Here is a 15,017-nt window from a genome sequence, read left to right on the forward strand (position 1 = left end):
ACTGTCAGGCGGACATCGACATCCTTGAGGAAATCAAAACCGCGGGGCTGGAAGGTCATGGGGTCTTTGCCTCTTTATTCAGGAAAGGTGGGAAATCTGGATGGCGACACGGTCTTCGAGTGCGCCGATCGAGCCGTGGGCATAAGTCTTGTCGCCCACCACCAGTGGCACGCTGCGCGCGATGGGCACGGGCAGCACCTGGCCCACCTGCAACCGCGAGATCGTGGCAAGCGGCAGGCGCATATCCACCAGCACGGCGGTCATATCGATGGGCATGTCGGCAAAGGGCGCATCGGTGGCCTTGGCCGGGCCGCGCGGCGCCTTGGCCGGGCGCTTGCCTTCGCCATGGGCAAACATCTGGCCCAAGGTATCCATCGGGAAAGCGATGGAAATGACCCAGGGCATCCGCCCCTGTTCCAGCACGTTGAGCGTCAGCGCGGCCACCGGCGTGCTGCCCGGCATCGCCTGAAGCTGCGCCAGACTGGCATCGCGGCGCACCGCACGGATCGCACCGCAACTGCCACCCAGCGCCACCGCAAGGCAGGTGGCGATCAACTGTTCGATCCGCCCGATCATCAGTTCGGCTGAAAGCGGGAACTCCTTGGGCAGCGATCCGGGCGTATCGCCGGGGCCGCCAAAGGCGCGATCCACCAGCCGCAGCACGCTTTCGCCCTCGATGCTGACCATGAACGGGCCGCTGCCGATCTGCATCAGGCTGTTGGCGGCAAGGCGCGGGATTTCCGAACAGAAATCCTCGAAATCGGTCTTCATCGGCTTGGCCGGATTGATCTGCGGCTCTGCCCCGCCCAGCAGCGGCGACAATGCGCCGCGCACCGCCTTGGCCAGACGCTCGCTCATCCGCGCCAGCGCGGGGACAAGTTCAGACGTGTCCGGGCCGGGGCGCAGCAAGGCCGGATCGTGCTGGGCAAGGGCACGTTCGGCAACAAAGGCGCGTTCTGGTTTCATGGGTACGGGTGGCCTTGGAATCGCGGGGTTTTACTGGACGATGAAGGACTTGAAGTAGACGTTCTCGACTCCGCCAAAGCCCTCGTTCTCGGTCAGGACCTTGTTGATCGTGTCGGTCATCCGCTTCTGAAAACGCGCCTTGCCTTCGGGGCTGACCACTTCTTCTTCGGGCGTATCGGCAATGGCGATGAGCAGGGCGGAACGGATCGCCAGTTCATGCTTCTTCATCCACAGCACCACGCGGTAATCGCGGCGGGTTGATGCCGAGATATTGACCTGCAGCAGCGCGTCGGAATCGCGCAGGTTCGATGTGAAATCGTCGGGGAAGTTGTAATAGACGGTGCGGAATTCGCTGCCGCCGTCGCCATCGGTATCGGCGCCGCCAGCTTCGCCTTCGCCTTCCTTGGCGGCAGGGGCAAAGGGGTCTTCCTCGCCCTTGCGGATCAGCTTGGGGTTGTTGTCCACGTGGATGACCTCGTGCGGACCGCCGCCACCGATCACGCCCGCGGCCACCAGCCCGAACACGCCGCCGGCGCCCACACCCAACAGGGCAATCGCGCCGACGATCTTGATCATCATGCCGCCGCCCTTTTTCTTCTTGGGCTTCTCTTCCTTGTCTGCCTTGTCGCTCATGGTCAGTCTCTCAGGATTGGGGTGTCAGGATCAGGCGTAGATGCCGCTGTCGCCGGTCTTGGCGGCGTCGTCGCGGCGGGTGGTCGGCTGACTGGACGCCGCGAAGCGGGCTTCAGCGCGCGCGGATTGCTGCTGGTTCTGTTGCTGGCGCTGCGCGTTGGCGTCGCTGGCCTGCGGCCGCGCGTCGCCTTGTGCTTGCGAGTTAGGGTTGCGCGTGTCCGCCGAAGTGGTGGCCGTTTCGCTGCTGGCGTTCACCGCGCGGGCAAAGCCGGGATCGGCGCTGCTCATCGCCACCGACAGGCCGGTGTCGGTGCTGTCAAAGCGCATGGAGACGCGCCCGAAATCGGTGTTGGTCACGGCCACGTTGATCGAGCGCGGCGATGCATCTTCGCGGGCGCGGGCCAGCGTGTCGACCAGCGTGGCAAAGTCGATGCGCTCGGCCCTGGCCTCGCTGCGGGTGGGGGCGGCAACCGGTTGGGCATCGACCTGCACAGGTGCATCGGTGATGATGGCGCTCGGAAGCGTGGTTTCGGCAAGCTGCGGATTGGTGGCTTCCGGCGCGGCGGGTGCGACCTTGCGCGGGGTGGCATCGCCGGGCGCTGCGGTCTGCGCGTCGGCTTCTGCTGGAGCAGGCACGGCGCGCGCGGTTTGCGTTGCTGATGCAGCGGTGGGCGCAGAGACGAGCGGCGCGGCGGGCACAGCCTCGCCATCGGAAGGTTGCTCTACCGTCGGGGCCACAGGCTTCGCAGTAACGAAGGCAACGCGCAGCGGAGCGCCTTTCTGTGGCGCGGGAACCAGCTCGATCTGCGCGGTATTGGCAATGGCGGCGGCAACTGCGGCAGGGTTTGCAGGCGGCAATGCGGTGGTCGCTGCGGTGGTTGGTGAAATGGTCTGCGTTACGGGCGGCGCGGGTGCGGGCTGTTCAGACGCAACCGGGGCCAGCCTGTCAGGCGCGGCAAAGATGGCGGCAAACAGCGCAATGTCGGGCTGGGGCGCAATCTCGGTGGGGGAAGGCGCGGTTTCGTCCTCACCTTCGGGCAGCGCATCGGCTTCACCGCTGTTAGCAGGCAAGGGCCGCCCCGTGGCAGCCTTCAGCAGAATTGGTTGTGGCAGGTTGGCTTGCGGTTGGGCGGCAACCACATTTGCCGCATCCGGCAAAGTCTTGCCGCCTTCCGGCAAAAGTGCACTTGCCGCTTCGGGCACGGCCGCCTGAAGTGCGAGCAGCGCATCGAAGCTGGGTCCGGCAGAACCGGTGCCCGGTTCTGCCGGAATGCCTGCGTTTTCCAGCGGTGCCGCAACTCCGGGCGTCAGGGCTGATTGCAGGGAAAAGGCAGAGATTTCGGGCATTGCAAGGGTCTCCGGCGGTGGCGTTAACCTTGTCTATTCAAGACCCGTGCCAGATGGCTTCTTGCCGGTGACGGGAATTGTTCCTGCGGCGATTTTCCGTGCGATCAGGCGCTCCTGCGCCTCGGCCCGCTCTTCCACGGCGGCGCGGCGGCGTTCGGCGGCGGCGGCTTCCTGCGCTTTGGCATCGGCAATGCGCTTGGCCGTTTCGGCATCGGCACGGGTGCCGGTGGTGATGCGGTCCAGACCTGCAATGAAGTGCCGCAATTGCTGCAGCCCATGCGCATCGCGCGCGTCGGTGCGGGCGGAATAATCGGCTGACAGGCGGCTGGTGCGCTCGACCAGTCCCTGCAATTGCGCCAGCGTGCCTTCAGCTTTTCCCGCTTCGGCCAGCGCGGTTTGGCGGGCAATGTCGCGGATGCGCTCCAGCCGCTTGAGCCGGGCGAGCCGCGCACGTTCGGCCTTCACGGCCCGATCAATTGCGTCAGCGCAGCAACGCTGGGTGCCATCGGCACGATCTCACGCTGCGGCTGGCTGATGAAGCCGGTCAGCGCTTCATGCATGGTAATCGCACGGTCAAGCTGCGGGTCTGCGCCGGATCGGTAAGCGCCCATCAGCACAAGATCGCGGTTGGCCTCGTAACTGGCCACCAGCGCACGGAAAGTGCGGGCGGCTTTCTGGTGTTCGGGCGCGGTAATGTCGTTCATCACGCGGCTCAGCGATGCGGCGATGTCTATCGCGGGATATTGCCCGCGCTGCGCCAGATCGCGCGACAGCACGATGTGGCCATCGAGAATCGAACGCGCGGTATCGACCACCGGATCGTCCTGGTTGTCGCCATCGGCCAGCACGGTGTAAAGGCCCGTCACCGAACCCCCGCTCTGGGCTGAATTGCCCGCGCGCTCCACCAATTTTGTGATCGTGGCGAGCGCCGAGGGCGGATAGCCGCGCGCTGCGCCGGGTTCGCCCAGCAGCAGCGCGATTTCACGGCCCGCGTGGGCCACGCGCGTCAGGCTGTCCATGATCAGCAGCACGTTCTTGCCCTGCGCGCGGAAATATTCGGCCAGGGCGGTGGCCATCATCGCGCCACGGATGCGCAGGTTCGGGGCATGGTCGGCAGGCACGGCGACGATGACCGAACGCTCACGCTTCGATCCCTGCATGTGGCGCTCAACAAAATCAGACACTTCGCGCGCACGTTCGCCAATCAGGCCGACGATCACGATTTCGGCCTCGGCCCCATGCGCGATCATGTCGAGCAGCACCGATTTGCCAACGCCAGACCCGGCCATGATGCCGATGCGCTGGCCCACGCCGAAGGTGGTCAGCGCATTCAGGGCGCGCACGCCGGTATCGAAACTCACGCGCACGGGCGAGCGATCCAGTGCGGCGGAGCGCACCCCGCCCGCAGGCCATTCGTGGCGGCCGTTGATGGGGCCGCGCCCGTCGATGGGCTTGCCCTCGCCATCTACGGCGCGGCCGAGGAAGGCTTCGCCGACCGGTACCATGCCTGGGCGGCCTTCGGGACGGACCTTTGCGCCGGGGCGCAGCAGCACGGGATCGCCGAGCAGCATCATCAGCGTGCGCCCGTTGCGGAAACCGATGGTCTCGGCGGTGAGCGAGCCAGACCCATGCGCGATGCGGCATTGCGTGCCGATGGGCACGGAAAGCCCAGAAACTTCAAGCATTCCGCCATCGCAAGCGGCGAGCAGACCATAGCGCGGCGGGGTGAAGTCCGGCTCGCACAGCGCCATGCCATCCAGCAGCGGTTCGATGAAATTCAGCATTGCCGCAGCGCTTCCACGATGGACAAGCGCCATTGCTCCGGCCCGTTCTCAACTCCGCCAATCGCGCCTTCGACGCGCACCGCACCGCGTTCCAGCGAGGCGTCGGGTTCGAAGTGCCAGTCCTCGGGCAGACGCGCGGCGATCAGCGCAAGATCCTCAGGATGAAGGCGAATTACGCGGGCATCCTCGGCACGGGCGAGCATTGCGGCGGCGATTTCGACGCGGCGGGTGAGGCCGTCAGGGTCGAGTGCGGCGGGGGCGATGGCGGACTCGCACAGGGCGATCACGGTTTCGCGCAACCGGTCCTTCAGATCGGACTGCATCGCGGCGTCGAGGCGCGATAATGACAGTTCGATCCTGCTCCGCGCGGCTTCCTGCTCGGCGATGATTTGCGCGGCGGCTTCCTGCGCTTCACCCATGCCGCGCGCGTAGCCTTCTGCCCATGCTTCGGCCACGGGATCAGGCACTTCGGTGTCGTCTGGTGCGTCTTGGTGTAGTTCAGGTGCATTTTGGTGCACTTCGGGAATCACCAGATCGCGGAAGAAACGGCGGTCCCTGGCAAAGCCTGCGGACATGTGTCCGAGGTCTGCCAGAGACACCGCCCTGAGGGCATCAGACATAGTCATCATCGCCCGCGCCGAACACGATCACGCCCTCGGCGGCGAGGCGGCGGGCGGCGGTGATCATGGCTTTTTGCGCCTCAATCACTTCGGCCATCTTCATGCGGCCACGGGCGTTGATTTCATCGCGGATGCCATCGGCGGCGCGGGCCGACATCGAGCGGAAGAACGGTTCGCGCAAGTCCTCGGCAATGCCCTTCAATGCGGCGATCAGCGCATCGCTGTCCACCTCGCGCAGCAGCGCCCCCATCGATTTGTCATCCAGCACGTAGAGGTGTTCGAACTTGAACATCTCGTTCTCGATGGCCTTGGCCAACTGGCGGTCCGCCTTGGCGATTTCGGGCATGACGCGCTTTTCGACCGTGCGGGCCGAGGCGTTGATGATGTCTGCCGCTTCGCGCGGGCCACCCATGCAGCACGGCAATCGCCTGCGGATGCTCGTCGCGGATCAGCGGCACGATCACTTGTGGCGTGAGCCAGCGGGCGAGTTCGATGGTCGGGGTTTGCGAAGGATCATCGGGCGCGATGCGCTGCATCAGGCTGTCGGCCTTCACCTCACCCACGGCGCGCGTCATCAGCGAGCGCACTTGCCCTACGCGATCATGCGCGATCAGGCCCAAGCGTTCGGTCTTTTCGACAAAGCCTGCGATGGCCTGCGCGATGGCGACGGGGCCGATTTCGCCCAGCGCGCACATCTTTTCACCCAAAAGGCGCAGTTCGGCGGGTTCCAGTTGCGACAGGATGTGTGCGGCCTGATCGTCCTCCAGCAGCATCACCATGACAGCCGCGCGTTCGGGATCGGAGATCTGCGGTCCATCAGCGATGATTTCGCTCATCTCGCTCATGCGGCACCTTCCTCTTCAGGCTCTTTGAGCATCTGTTTCAGCGCAACCAGCGCGTTGTCGGGCTTTTCGACGACAAGGCGCTGGGCAAGGCTGACCTGCCGGGCGAGTGCTTCGGCATCGACCACACCGGTTTCCGGGTCTTGCGCAGGCTGGATGGCAGCGGCGACTTCCTGTGCGGTGACTGGCGGGGTTTCGACTGGGTCTTCAGAGGCTTCGTCGCCGTCTTCAGAATCGTCGTCCTCGGCAGCTTCGCCCTTCTTGCGCTTCTTCTTCTTGGCCTTGGCGTCATCATCGGCTTTGGCCGGTTCACGCTTGAAGGCCTTGATCAGCGGGCGCACGCCGAGCAGCAGGACCAGCAGAACGGACAGCAGCGCCACGCCATTGCGCAGGATCGTGGCGAACCACGGGGTTTCCCAGAAGGGGGCGGGTTCCGCCACCACTGCGGGTTTGAACGCGCGCACTGCCACCGCCACTTGATCGCCGCGCGCGGTGTCTGCGCCAACGGCGGCGTTGATCAACTGCTTGATCTGTTCGATTTCCGCAGGCTTGGCCTTGGCCATGATTTCTGCGCTGAGGGCGACGGCAACGGACAGCCGCTTGATCTTGCCCGGTGTCTGGTTGGACACGGCAACTTCGCGGCCCAATTCGTAGGTCTTTGCCGAGGTAGACTCTGTGTTTTGTGGCACGGGCGCTGCGGCAGCAGGTGGCGTGCCCGCAGGTGCTCCGGGTTGGGCGACGGTGGCAGGAGGCGGGGTGTTTGCCGTGACGCCGGGCACGCCCTGTGCAGGCGCGGCGTTGGCCGAATTGGAGGCGCTTTGCGTTTCCTGCCGGACCACGCCCTCCTTGTCGTAAGACTCGCGCGCGGAGGTGACCTGATCCATGTCGAGATCGACCTGAATTTCGGACGAGAAATTGCCATCGCCCAGCATCGGCGTGAGCAGTTGGGTGATCTGCTGGCGCAGCTTTTCTTCCATGCGCTGTTGCAGTTCGAGCCGGTCTCCATCGACGCCACCGGCTTCGGAAAGCAGGCGGCCATGCTGATCGACCACGCGCACCGCATCGATCGAGAGGCCCGGAATGGACCCGGAGACGAGATTGACGATGGCGCGGACCTGGCTGTCGGACAGTTGTCGCCCGCTTTTCAGCTTGGCCATGACCGAGGCGGTGGGGGCGATGTTGTCGCGCACGAAGACCGACTTTTCCGGCTCGGCCAGATGGACGCGGACCGATTCCACGCCGTCGATCTCCATGATCGTCAGTTCCAGCTCGCGCTCGCGCGCGGCTTTCAACCGCTGGCCTTCAAGGCCGCGACTGGCGCCCATCGGCAGCTTGTCGAGCATCTGCATCCCGGTTTCGGGCGTGGCGATGGCCCCGTCCGAAGCGGCGGCCATGCGGGCTTTATAGAGGTCGTCCTCACCCACGGTGACCGCGCCAGTGCCGCTGTCGATCTGATAGGCGATGGCGGCCTTCTCCAGACTGGCGATCACTTCGGCGCGTTCGCCATCGGAAAGCTGGCTGTAGAGCATCCGCTGCGGGGCAGGCGACATGGCCATCCACACCACGGCGGAAAGGCCCGCAGCCGAAACGCCTGCGAACCACGGCAACATGCGCCGTACAGGCGGAAGCGACAGGAACGCCTTGGCCCGCGTGGCGGGGCTGCCGCCAGCGGGATCGCTCAGCGTACCGAGCATGGTGGAAGGTGTATCGACTAGGTCGGCCATCTAATCACACTCCCATCCGCATGATATCTTGATAGGCATTCAGCAGCTTGTTGCGCACTTGCAGCATGGCTTCGAAGGCGATGCCCGCTTCCTGCCGGGCCAGCATGACCTTGGCGACATCGACCACTTCGCCCTTTTCATAGGCCGCGCTCATCGTGCTGGCGTTCTGCTGGGTGGCGTTGACGGTATCGAGCGCGCCTTTCAGACTGTCGGTGAAGGAGCCAGCGGGGCCGGATGTCGCTTGCGTTGCTTGTGTGGCGTCCGGCGCTTTGACCTGCTGGAGCAGCTGCGAGCGCTCCATGATCTGCTGGCGCAGGGCCATGATGTCCTGAATGCCCGACGCGCGGCCTCCGATACCGCCGATGCCGCTCATCGACGGCCACCCACGGCAATACCGGCTTCACGGAAGCTGGCGAGGCGATAGCGCAGGGTGCGTTCGGAAATGCCGAGTTGGCGTGCAGCGGCGACGCGGCTGCCGTTGCAGGCCTCAAGCGTGGAGATGATCGCGCGGGCTTCCGACATCTGCACGATGTTCGAAAGCTTTGCGTCGGACGTTTCGGGTGCGGCTACGGGGGCGCTGACAAGGCGGGTCGTGCGGTCAAACGCGATGTGTTCCGGCCCGATGATCGGGGCGTTGCCAGCCAGCACCAGCGCGCGGCGGACGACGTTTTCCAGTTCGCGCACGTTGCCGGGCCAAGCGTGCGCGGCGAGCATGGCGAGTGCCTCGTCCGAAATCCACGGTGCGTTGGCGGCGTGGCGCAGGGCCATTGCGAAAGCGAGCGGGGCAATATCGTCGGGACGTTCACACAAAGGGCGCAGGGCGAGGGGGAAAACATTGAGGCGGTAGAACAGGTCGGCGCGGAACCGGCCTTCTTCCACTTCCAGCGGCAGATCGCGGTTGGCGCAGGCGATGACGCGCACATCCACCTTGATCGGCTGGGTCGCGCCCAAGGGCACCACTTCGCCTTCCTGAAGGACGCGCAGCAGCTTTGCCTGAAGCGACAGCGGCATTTCGGCGATTTCATCGAGCAGCAGCGTGCCACCATCGGCGGCGCGGAAGAAACCTTCGCTCGCGGCGTTGGCGCCGGTGAATGAACCCTTCTGGTGGCCGAACAGCAGCGCCTCCAGCATGGCTTCGGGCATGGCGGCGCAATTGATGGCGATGAACGGCTTGTCCTTGCGGGCCGAACGTTCGTGGATGAAGCGGCTGAGCACTTCCTTGCCGGTGCCGGTGGGGCCGTTGATCAGGACGGGGATATCGCTGGCGGCGATGCGCTCAGCCAGGGCGAGGACGGACAGGCTTTCAGGATCGGCGGCAATCGGTGCGCCGGGGCGGGCGGCACAGGCCAGCAGGGCTGCAAGGGCGGCTCCGCCCGCGCCATCGGCATAGCGCACGGTGGCGATGCGGCTGCCGCTCTGCCGTTCGATCTGGGGCACAGGTGCGCGTTCCAGCAGGACGATTTGCTTGCGCGGGGGCATGGTTGCGCCTTCGAAAGCATCGGCCAGAAAAGCTTCACCTTCCGCGCCATAGCTCGAAAGCACCGATGCCGCGCGCTGAACCAGCGCTGCGTGGGCTTTTGAAGCCGCTTCGGTGAACTGCAGAATTCCGCAATCGCGAATCATTTTGAAACCCCTGTTAACCATCAAGTCCGTGACGCATCTTTCGCGCGTAACCGGCAAACAGGTTGAAACTTTAAGGGGTAGGGAAACCCCTAGGGCGAATACCTAGGGGCGGCAGTCTTTTGCCGGGGGGTGGCTTAAAACCGGCTGCACTTTGCCGGTCTTTGTCCTGACAGCCGCGTCGATCCTCTGGCCCGGCAGTCCTTTCGGGAACACATTACCCAACCGGAGACTGAACAATGGCCGTAATCAACACAAACATCAGCGCCCTCAAGGCAACCAATTCTTCCAACAGCGCCAGCAAGATGCTCGGCACCGCAATGGAACGCCTTTCGACCGGCAAGCGCATCAACAGCGCGAAGGACGACGCAGCTGGCCTTGCCATCGCCACCACCATGACCGCACAGATCAAGGGCATGAACCAGGGCGTGCGCAATGCCAACGACGGCATTTCGCTGGCGCAGACCGCAGAAGGCGCTCTGAACGAAGTCAGCAACATGCTGCAGCGCGTTCGTGAACTGGCCGTGCAGTCGAAGTCTGCCACGTACCAGCAGTCTGACCGTGATGCGATGCAGTCGGAAGTCGGCAACCTCAACGCCCAGATTTCGGACGTGCTGAACAACACCGAATTCAACGGCAACGCCGTGTTTGCCGTGGTTGGCGCAGCGCCTGCAGCCGACGGTTCGGACGATGCAACTTTCGCCATCCAGACCGGCGCGAATACCGCTGATACGGTTACTATCGTCAGCAAGGCGTTTGATGGCACCAAGATCTTCGGCGGCACGGACACTGCCTATGACCCGGCTTCGACCACGCAGGCGCTTGACGTTTCGTCGGTTGCCGATGCTTCAACCACCATCGACAACGTCGATGATGCGCTGGCCAACGTGAACGCAACCCGTGCAACGCTGGGTGCCGGCCAGAACCGTCTGGAATCGGCTGTCAACAACCTGAATGACAACATCACCAACCTGTCGGACGCTCGCAGCCGCATCGAAGACACCGACTATTCGGCAGAAACGACGCAGATGGCAAAGGCGCAGATCCTTTCGCAGGCATCGACCGCGATGATCGCACAGGCCAACCAGAGCCAGCAGAACGTGCTGTCGCTGCTGCGTTAAGCCACAGAACAGATCGGCGTCCGTCTCCACCGGGCGCTGATCAAATGCCCGGCGGCCCTTTCCCAAGGCCGCCGGGTTTTTCTGCGTTCAGGCGGCTTGCGGTGTGTCTATGCTGAAGGAGCCGCGCCCTTGCGCCTTGGCGCGGTAGAGGGCGCGGTCTGCGCGTTGCAGCAGATCGTGGCGGCTGTCGGCCGGGCCATCGAGTTCGGAACAGCCGATTGTGGCGGAAACGATGAAGTCTCCGGTTTTCGACCTTCTGGGGAAGCGCAACTGTTCTGTCAGTTGCGCGGCGATATCGGGGAGGTTGGCGATCAGGCCGGGGTCGGTCAGGACCAGCGCAAACTCATCGCCACCAAGGCGTGCGGCCAGCGAATCCTTGAGCCAGGGCGAGCGCAGTACCATTGCCACGGCGCGCAGCACATCGTCACCAGCGGCATGGCCCAGCGTATCGTTGACCTGCTTGAAATGGTCCAGATCGATCAGCATCAGGGCAAGGGGTTCGCGCGAGATTTTCGCCTTGTCGACGCAGGAATCTACATAAGAGACGAACTTGTGCCTGCTGGCGATCAGCGTGACTTCATCGGTATTGGCACGCTTGGACAGCTCCGCCATCGAACGGTGGCGTTCGGTCACGTCCTGCAACACGCCGATCAGCGCGACCACGCGTCCTTGCTCCAGCTCTGGCTCCCCAATCGTCCGCACCCGTTTGTGAGCGCCATTGGCTGCTATGAAATCCAGCTCAAGTTCAAAGCAGGCGCCGGTTCGGGATGCTGCATCAAGGGCGGCCTCCAGCCGTTCCCTATCAGCGGGGGGATAATAGGCCAAGGCATCGTCGAGCTTTTCGGTTTCCGTAACCGGAACCCGGTGAATGTCGTAGATGCCTTCTGACCAGGCCACCCCGCCAGTGATGAGATCGAGCCGCCAGCAGCCAATGGAGGTCAGCCTTTCGGCCTGCCGGAACTGGCGCTGGGCACGCTCCTTGTCGGCCAGCATGGCTTTGAGCAGCACCGCGTCTTCGGACAGGGCAATGCTGGACAGGCGCGATTGCAACATGGCTTCGACGCCACGGGCAAAGGAAATGAGCCGGGCGCTGTCGGCCGAGGTGAAGGTGCGCGGCTTTGAATCGATGATGCAGAACGCGCCGATGCCAGTGGTGGGGGCATCAGGGTGCAGCCGCAGGCGCAGCGGCGCGCCGGCATAGAAGCGGATATTGGGATCGCCGGTGACGAGCGGGTTTTCACGAAAGCGTGCGTCAAGGTGTGTGTCGGGAACGACCAGCAGGCTGTCCTGCGCCACGGCGATACGGCAGAAGGATTGTCCAATCGGCGTCTGCTCTGCCGCGATGCCCCGCCGCACGAGGAAATGCTGGCAGTCTGTATCAAGCGCCGAAACAACTGCCATCGGGCAATCGAACAGCACGCTGCCCGCCTCTACCAGATCGGCAAGGCCCTCATCCTGAGATTCGAGCAGCTTTTCTAGCAGGTACACGCGACGACTCCGATTCGGGTGGGTCGAACCAGATGCGCGCGTAGAAGTTAACGATTTCGTAAGGGTACGACGAAGCGTTTGAGAAATGGGTCTTTTCGGACGCTCACCCCGTCAGCAGGATCGACATGCGGCGGTTGCGGGGGTCTGCCGGGTTGTCCTGGATCAGAGGCTCACGGTCGGCCACGCCTTCGATGCGGCGGAAGCGGGGTTCGGCGATGCCTTGGCGGGTGAGGGCCTGCCGGGTGGATTCGGCGCGCCCTGCCGAGAGTGACCAGTTGTTGGCCACGCCGTTCTTCCACGGAAGCGAGTCCGTATGGCCGCGCACGGTGATCTGGCTGGGATCGGCGGCGACGGCCTGGCCGATGGCGCGCAGCAGTTCGGCGGCGTCGGGCGTGAGCACCGTGGTGCCGAGCAGGAACATCGAGAAATCGGCATCGTCGACCAGATCGAGGCGGATGCCTTCGGCTGTATCGGAGATGCGCACCTGACGCGCCAGCTTGCGCAGCTTTTCGGACTGGGCGAGCTTTTGCGCGATCTTTTCCTTCATCACTTGCGTGCGCTTGACCTTGCTGCCGCCTTCCTTGGGACCGCCGGTGGCATCGCGCGGGATGGTCAGCGTCTTGTTGCCGGTTTGCCCGGCGCGGTGGGGGTAATCGTCCACATCGGTGAGCGAGGAACCGCCGAGCACGCCGTGTCCACCCGCGCTGCCCTGCCGGACCTTGACGAGGGTGGGGGTGAAGTAGTCGGCAATGCCCTTGCGCTGTTTTTCGGTGGTGGCACCCAGCAGCCACATCAGCAGGAAGAACGCCATCATCGCGGTCACGAAGTCGGCATAGGCCACCTTCCACGCGCCGCCGTGATGGCCGCCTGCGACGATGGTGATCTTCTTGACGATGATCGGTTTGGGCGGCTCGTTCTTGCCCTTTGCCGGTGCCTTGGCCATCTGTCAGGTGTCCTCAGCGCCCGCGCAGGGCGTCGAGAAGTTCCGAAAGGCCGGGGCGATAGGCATGGCCGAGGCCCGAGCGGGCGCTTTCGACGACCAGTGGCTGCGGCCAGCCGTGCAGGGACGCGATGATCACCTGCTTGACCGCCTGATAGATCATCTCGTCCTGTTCGAGCACCTGCTTGAGGCGACCCGCAATCGGCCCGACGATGCCATAGGCGAGCAGAATCCCAAGGAACGTGCCGACGAGTGCCGAGCCAATCATGCCGCCCAGGATTGATGGTGGCTTGTCGATGGAGCCCATCGTCTTGACCACGCCGAGCACGGCGGCGACGATGCCCAAGGCGGGCAATGCGTCGGCAAGGCCCTGAATGGCGTGCTGCGCTTCGTGCTCTTCGTGGAAGTGCGTTTTCATCGCGTGGTCCATCACGTCTTCCACCGCGTGAACCTCGAGCGTGCCCGAGGATACGACGATCAGCGTCAGCGTATCGCAGATCAGCGAGGTGAGCGCGTGGTTGGCGACAAGGCGCGGATATTCGGCGAAGATCGGCGAGTTCTTGGGATCGGTGACATGGCTTTCCAGCGCGACTGGACCATCGCTGCGCAGGATCTTCATGAGCTTTGTGCAGAGCACGATGGCGTCAACGTGATCCTGCTTGTTGTGCTTTGGCCCCTTGAAAGCCTTGCCGAAGCCGCCGCCGAGGCCTTTCAGTTCGTGCATGGAATTGCCGGTGACGATGGCGCCCACGGCCGCGCCGCCGATGATCAGCATTTCGTGCGGCAACGCGTGCAGCACGGGACCGAGATCGCCCCCGGTGATGGCAAAACCGCCAAACACCATGGCGAGCAGAATGACGATACCGATGGCTACTAACATGGTGGGCTATCCCGGTCTGGCAGAACTGCGATCAACGCAGCACGCTGAACAGTGAAAGGTTGGCGAGCTTGGAAAAGCTGGCCTGGCTGGCTTCGAGCACCAGCATGGTGTTCTGCAGCCGCGCGATGGATTCTGTAAGGTCTGCGCCGCCGACTTCGGTTTGTTCAACAGTGCGCTGTTCAGACAGCGTCGTGCGCCGTTCGGTGTTGAGATCGATCCAGTTGAGACGCGAGCCAACCACGGTTTGCGCGGTGGTGATGGCGTTCAGGCCATCGCTCAGCGCGGCAAGCGCGCCATTTGCCGCTGCTGCACTGCCCGCGCCGCTGGTCAGCGCATCGGCAAGGTCCTTGGCCACTGCGAGAAGATCGACGGTGGCCCCGCCCGACTGGAATTGCAGGAACTCCGGCCCGGTCAGCCCGCGCGCAACCGACTGGCCACCGCCGAGCGAGATTGTCCCAGCCTGTCCGGTGCCGATGTAGGAAGCGTTCCCGGCGGCATCGAGCGTATAGGCATCGCCTGCGCTTTCGCCGCCAAACAGGGCATTGCCCGCGCCATCGCGCGTGTTGGCCAGCGACACCAGATTCTCGCGAATCTGCGCGACTTCCTCGCCGATGCCGGCGCGCTGGCTATTGCTGAGCGTGGACGAGGCGGCTTGCGTTGCCAGTTCCTGCAGGCGCGTGACGAAACTGGTCATCTGCGACATGGCATTGTCGGTAAGCGTCAGGTCCGTCGTCGCGCGGTTGGCGGCGGCGGTGTCAATTTCGTTGAATACGTCGGCGCGGGTGAGCTGGCGCAAGCGCGATGCGGCGACGGGATCGTCGGACGAGCGCTGGAGGCGCTGCCCGCTCGACATCTCGGCCTGCGTCTCTTCGGCCTGGCTGCGCAGGGCGTTGAGATTCAGCAGCGAGCGTTCATAGAACGCAGCGGTTGAAGTGCCGAAGATCGTGCTCATGGCTGATTACCTGCCGTTCATCTGATGGCGAGAAGAGTGTCAAAGATATCGGATGCTACCTGCATGACCTTTCCAGACGCCTGAAAGGCCTGCTGGAATC

Annotated in this window: 16 protein-coding genes; 1 reads left to right on the plus strand and 15 read right to left on the minus strand. The window is 64.1% G+C overall.

What is annotated here, in order from left to right:
• Positions 1–78: 78 nt before the first annotated feature.
• The 11 genes from B7X90_RS16575 to B7X90_RS16625 are packed head-to-tail and all read right to left on the minus strand — an operon-like array spanning position 79 to position 9,539.
• A complete protein-coding gene (locus tag B7X90_RS16575; RefSeq protein WP_292626292.1) occupies positions 79–966 on the minus strand; it encodes a FliM/FliN family flagellar motor switch protein in 888 nt (295 codons plus the stop codon).
• Between the two features lie 30 nt (positions 967–996).
• Positions 997–1,599 carry a flagellar basal body-associated FliL family protein gene (locus B7X90_RS16580; protein WP_292626294.1) on the minus strand — a complete coding sequence of 201 codons (603 nt, stop codon included), beginning with the start codon at positions 1,597–1,599 and terminating at the stop codon, positions 997–999.
• Positions 1,600–1,629: 30 nt separating this feature from the next.
• Entirely contained in the window at positions 1,630–2,946 is a 1,317-nt protein-coding gene (locus B7X90_RS16585) for a hypothetical protein (protein WP_292626297.1), read from the minus strand.
• 33 nt (positions 2,947–2,979) lie between these two features.
• Positions 2,980–3,411, minus strand: coding sequence for a hypothetical protein (locus B7X90_RS16590; protein ID WP_292626299.1), 432 nt, complete (start codon positions 3,409–3,411; stop codon positions 2,980–2,982).
• Positions 3,408–4,730 (minus strand): FliI/YscN family ATPase, encoded by a 1,323-nt coding sequence (locus B7X90_RS16595; RefSeq protein WP_292626301.1) that lies wholly within the window; start codon positions 4,728–4,730, stop codon positions 3,408–3,410. The genes B7X90_RS16590 and B7X90_RS16595 overlap by 4 nt, the downstream gene beginning before the upstream one ends.
• Positions 4,724–5,350 (minus strand): FliH/SctL family protein, encoded by a 627-nt coding sequence (locus B7X90_RS16600; protein ID WP_292626303.1) that lies wholly within the window; start codon positions 5,348–5,350, stop codon positions 4,724–4,726. The genes B7X90_RS16595 and B7X90_RS16600 overlap by 7 nt, the downstream gene beginning before the upstream one ends.
• Positions 5,343–5,666, minus strand: coding sequence for a FliG C-terminal domain-containing protein (locus tag B7X90_RS16605; RefSeq protein WP_292626304.1), 324 nt, complete (start codon positions 5,664–5,666; stop codon positions 5,343–5,345). The genes B7X90_RS16600 and B7X90_RS16605 overlap by 8 nt, the downstream gene beginning before the upstream one ends.
• Positions 5,608–6,195: a hypothetical protein gene (locus B7X90_RS16610; RefSeq protein WP_292626306.1), complete on the minus strand. Its 588-nt coding sequence runs from the start codon at positions 6,193–6,195 to the stop codon at positions 5,608–5,610. The genes B7X90_RS16605 and B7X90_RS16610 overlap by 59 nt, the downstream gene beginning before the upstream one ends.
• Positions 6,192–7,916: a flagellar basal-body MS-ring/collar protein FliF gene (gene fliF / locus B7X90_RS16615; RefSeq protein ID WP_292626308.1), complete on the minus strand. Its 1,725-nt coding sequence runs from the start codon at positions 7,914–7,916 to the stop codon at positions 6,192–6,194. The genes B7X90_RS16610 and fliF overlap by 4 nt, the downstream gene beginning before the upstream one ends.
• A gap of 4 nt (positions 7,917–7,920) precedes the next feature.
• Positions 7,921–8,289, minus strand: a complete 369-nt coding sequence (fliE, locus tag B7X90_RS16620) for a flagellar hook-basal body complex protein FliE (RefSeq protein WP_292626311.1) — start codon at positions 8,287–8,289, stop codon at positions 7,921–7,923.
• Positions 8,286–9,539, minus strand: coding sequence for a sigma 54-interacting transcriptional regulator (locus B7X90_RS16625; RefSeq protein WP_292626314.1), 1,254 nt, complete (start codon positions 9,537–9,539; stop codon positions 8,286–8,288). Before B7X90_RS16625 ends, fliE begins: the two co-directional genes overlap by 4 nt.
• Positions 9,540–9,775: 236 nt before the next feature.
• Here B7X90_RS16625 and B7X90_RS16630 point away from each other — a divergent pair, with 236 nt between their 5' ends.
• The gene (locus B7X90_RS16630; RefSeq protein WP_292626315.1) at positions 9,776–10,657 is read left to right on the plus strand and encodes a flagellin; all 882 of its coding nucleotides are present in this window, start codon (positions 9,776–9,778) and stop codon (positions 10,655–10,657) included.
• A gap of 87 nt (positions 10,658–10,744) precedes the next feature.
• Here B7X90_RS16630 and B7X90_RS16635 read toward each other — a convergent pair whose 3' ends face one another.
• The 4 genes from B7X90_RS16635 to B7X90_RS16650 form a co-directional block, all read right to left on the minus strand.
• A complete protein-coding gene (locus tag B7X90_RS16635; RefSeq protein ID WP_292626317.1) occupies positions 10,745–12,145 on the minus strand; it encodes a diguanylate cyclase in 1,401 nt (466 codons plus the stop codon).
• 103 nt (positions 12,146–12,248) lie between these two features.
• Positions 12,249–13,088: a flagellar motor protein MotB gene (locus tag B7X90_RS16640; protein ID WP_292626318.1), complete on the minus strand. Its 840-nt coding sequence runs from the start codon at positions 13,086–13,088 to the stop codon at positions 12,249–12,251.
• 13 nt (positions 13,089–13,101) lie between these two features.
• Positions 13,102–13,965 (minus strand): flagellar motor stator protein MotA, encoded by an 864-nt coding sequence (motA, locus tag B7X90_RS16645; RefSeq protein ID WP_292626319.1) that lies wholly within the window; start codon positions 13,963–13,965, stop codon positions 13,102–13,104.
• 31 nt (positions 13,966–13,996) lie between these two features.
• Positions 13,997–14,917 (minus strand): flagellar biosynthesis protein FlgL, encoded by a 921-nt coding sequence (locus tag B7X90_RS16650; protein WP_292626322.1) that lies wholly within the window; start codon positions 14,915–14,917, stop codon positions 13,997–13,999.
• Positions 14,918–15,017: the final 100 nt, after the last annotated feature.

The sequence above is a fragment of the Novosphingobium sp. 17-62-19 genome (assembly GCF_002256775.1).
Taxonomy (GTDB): Bacteria; Pseudomonadota; Alphaproteobacteria; order Sphingomonadales; family Sphingomonadaceae; genus Novosphingobium.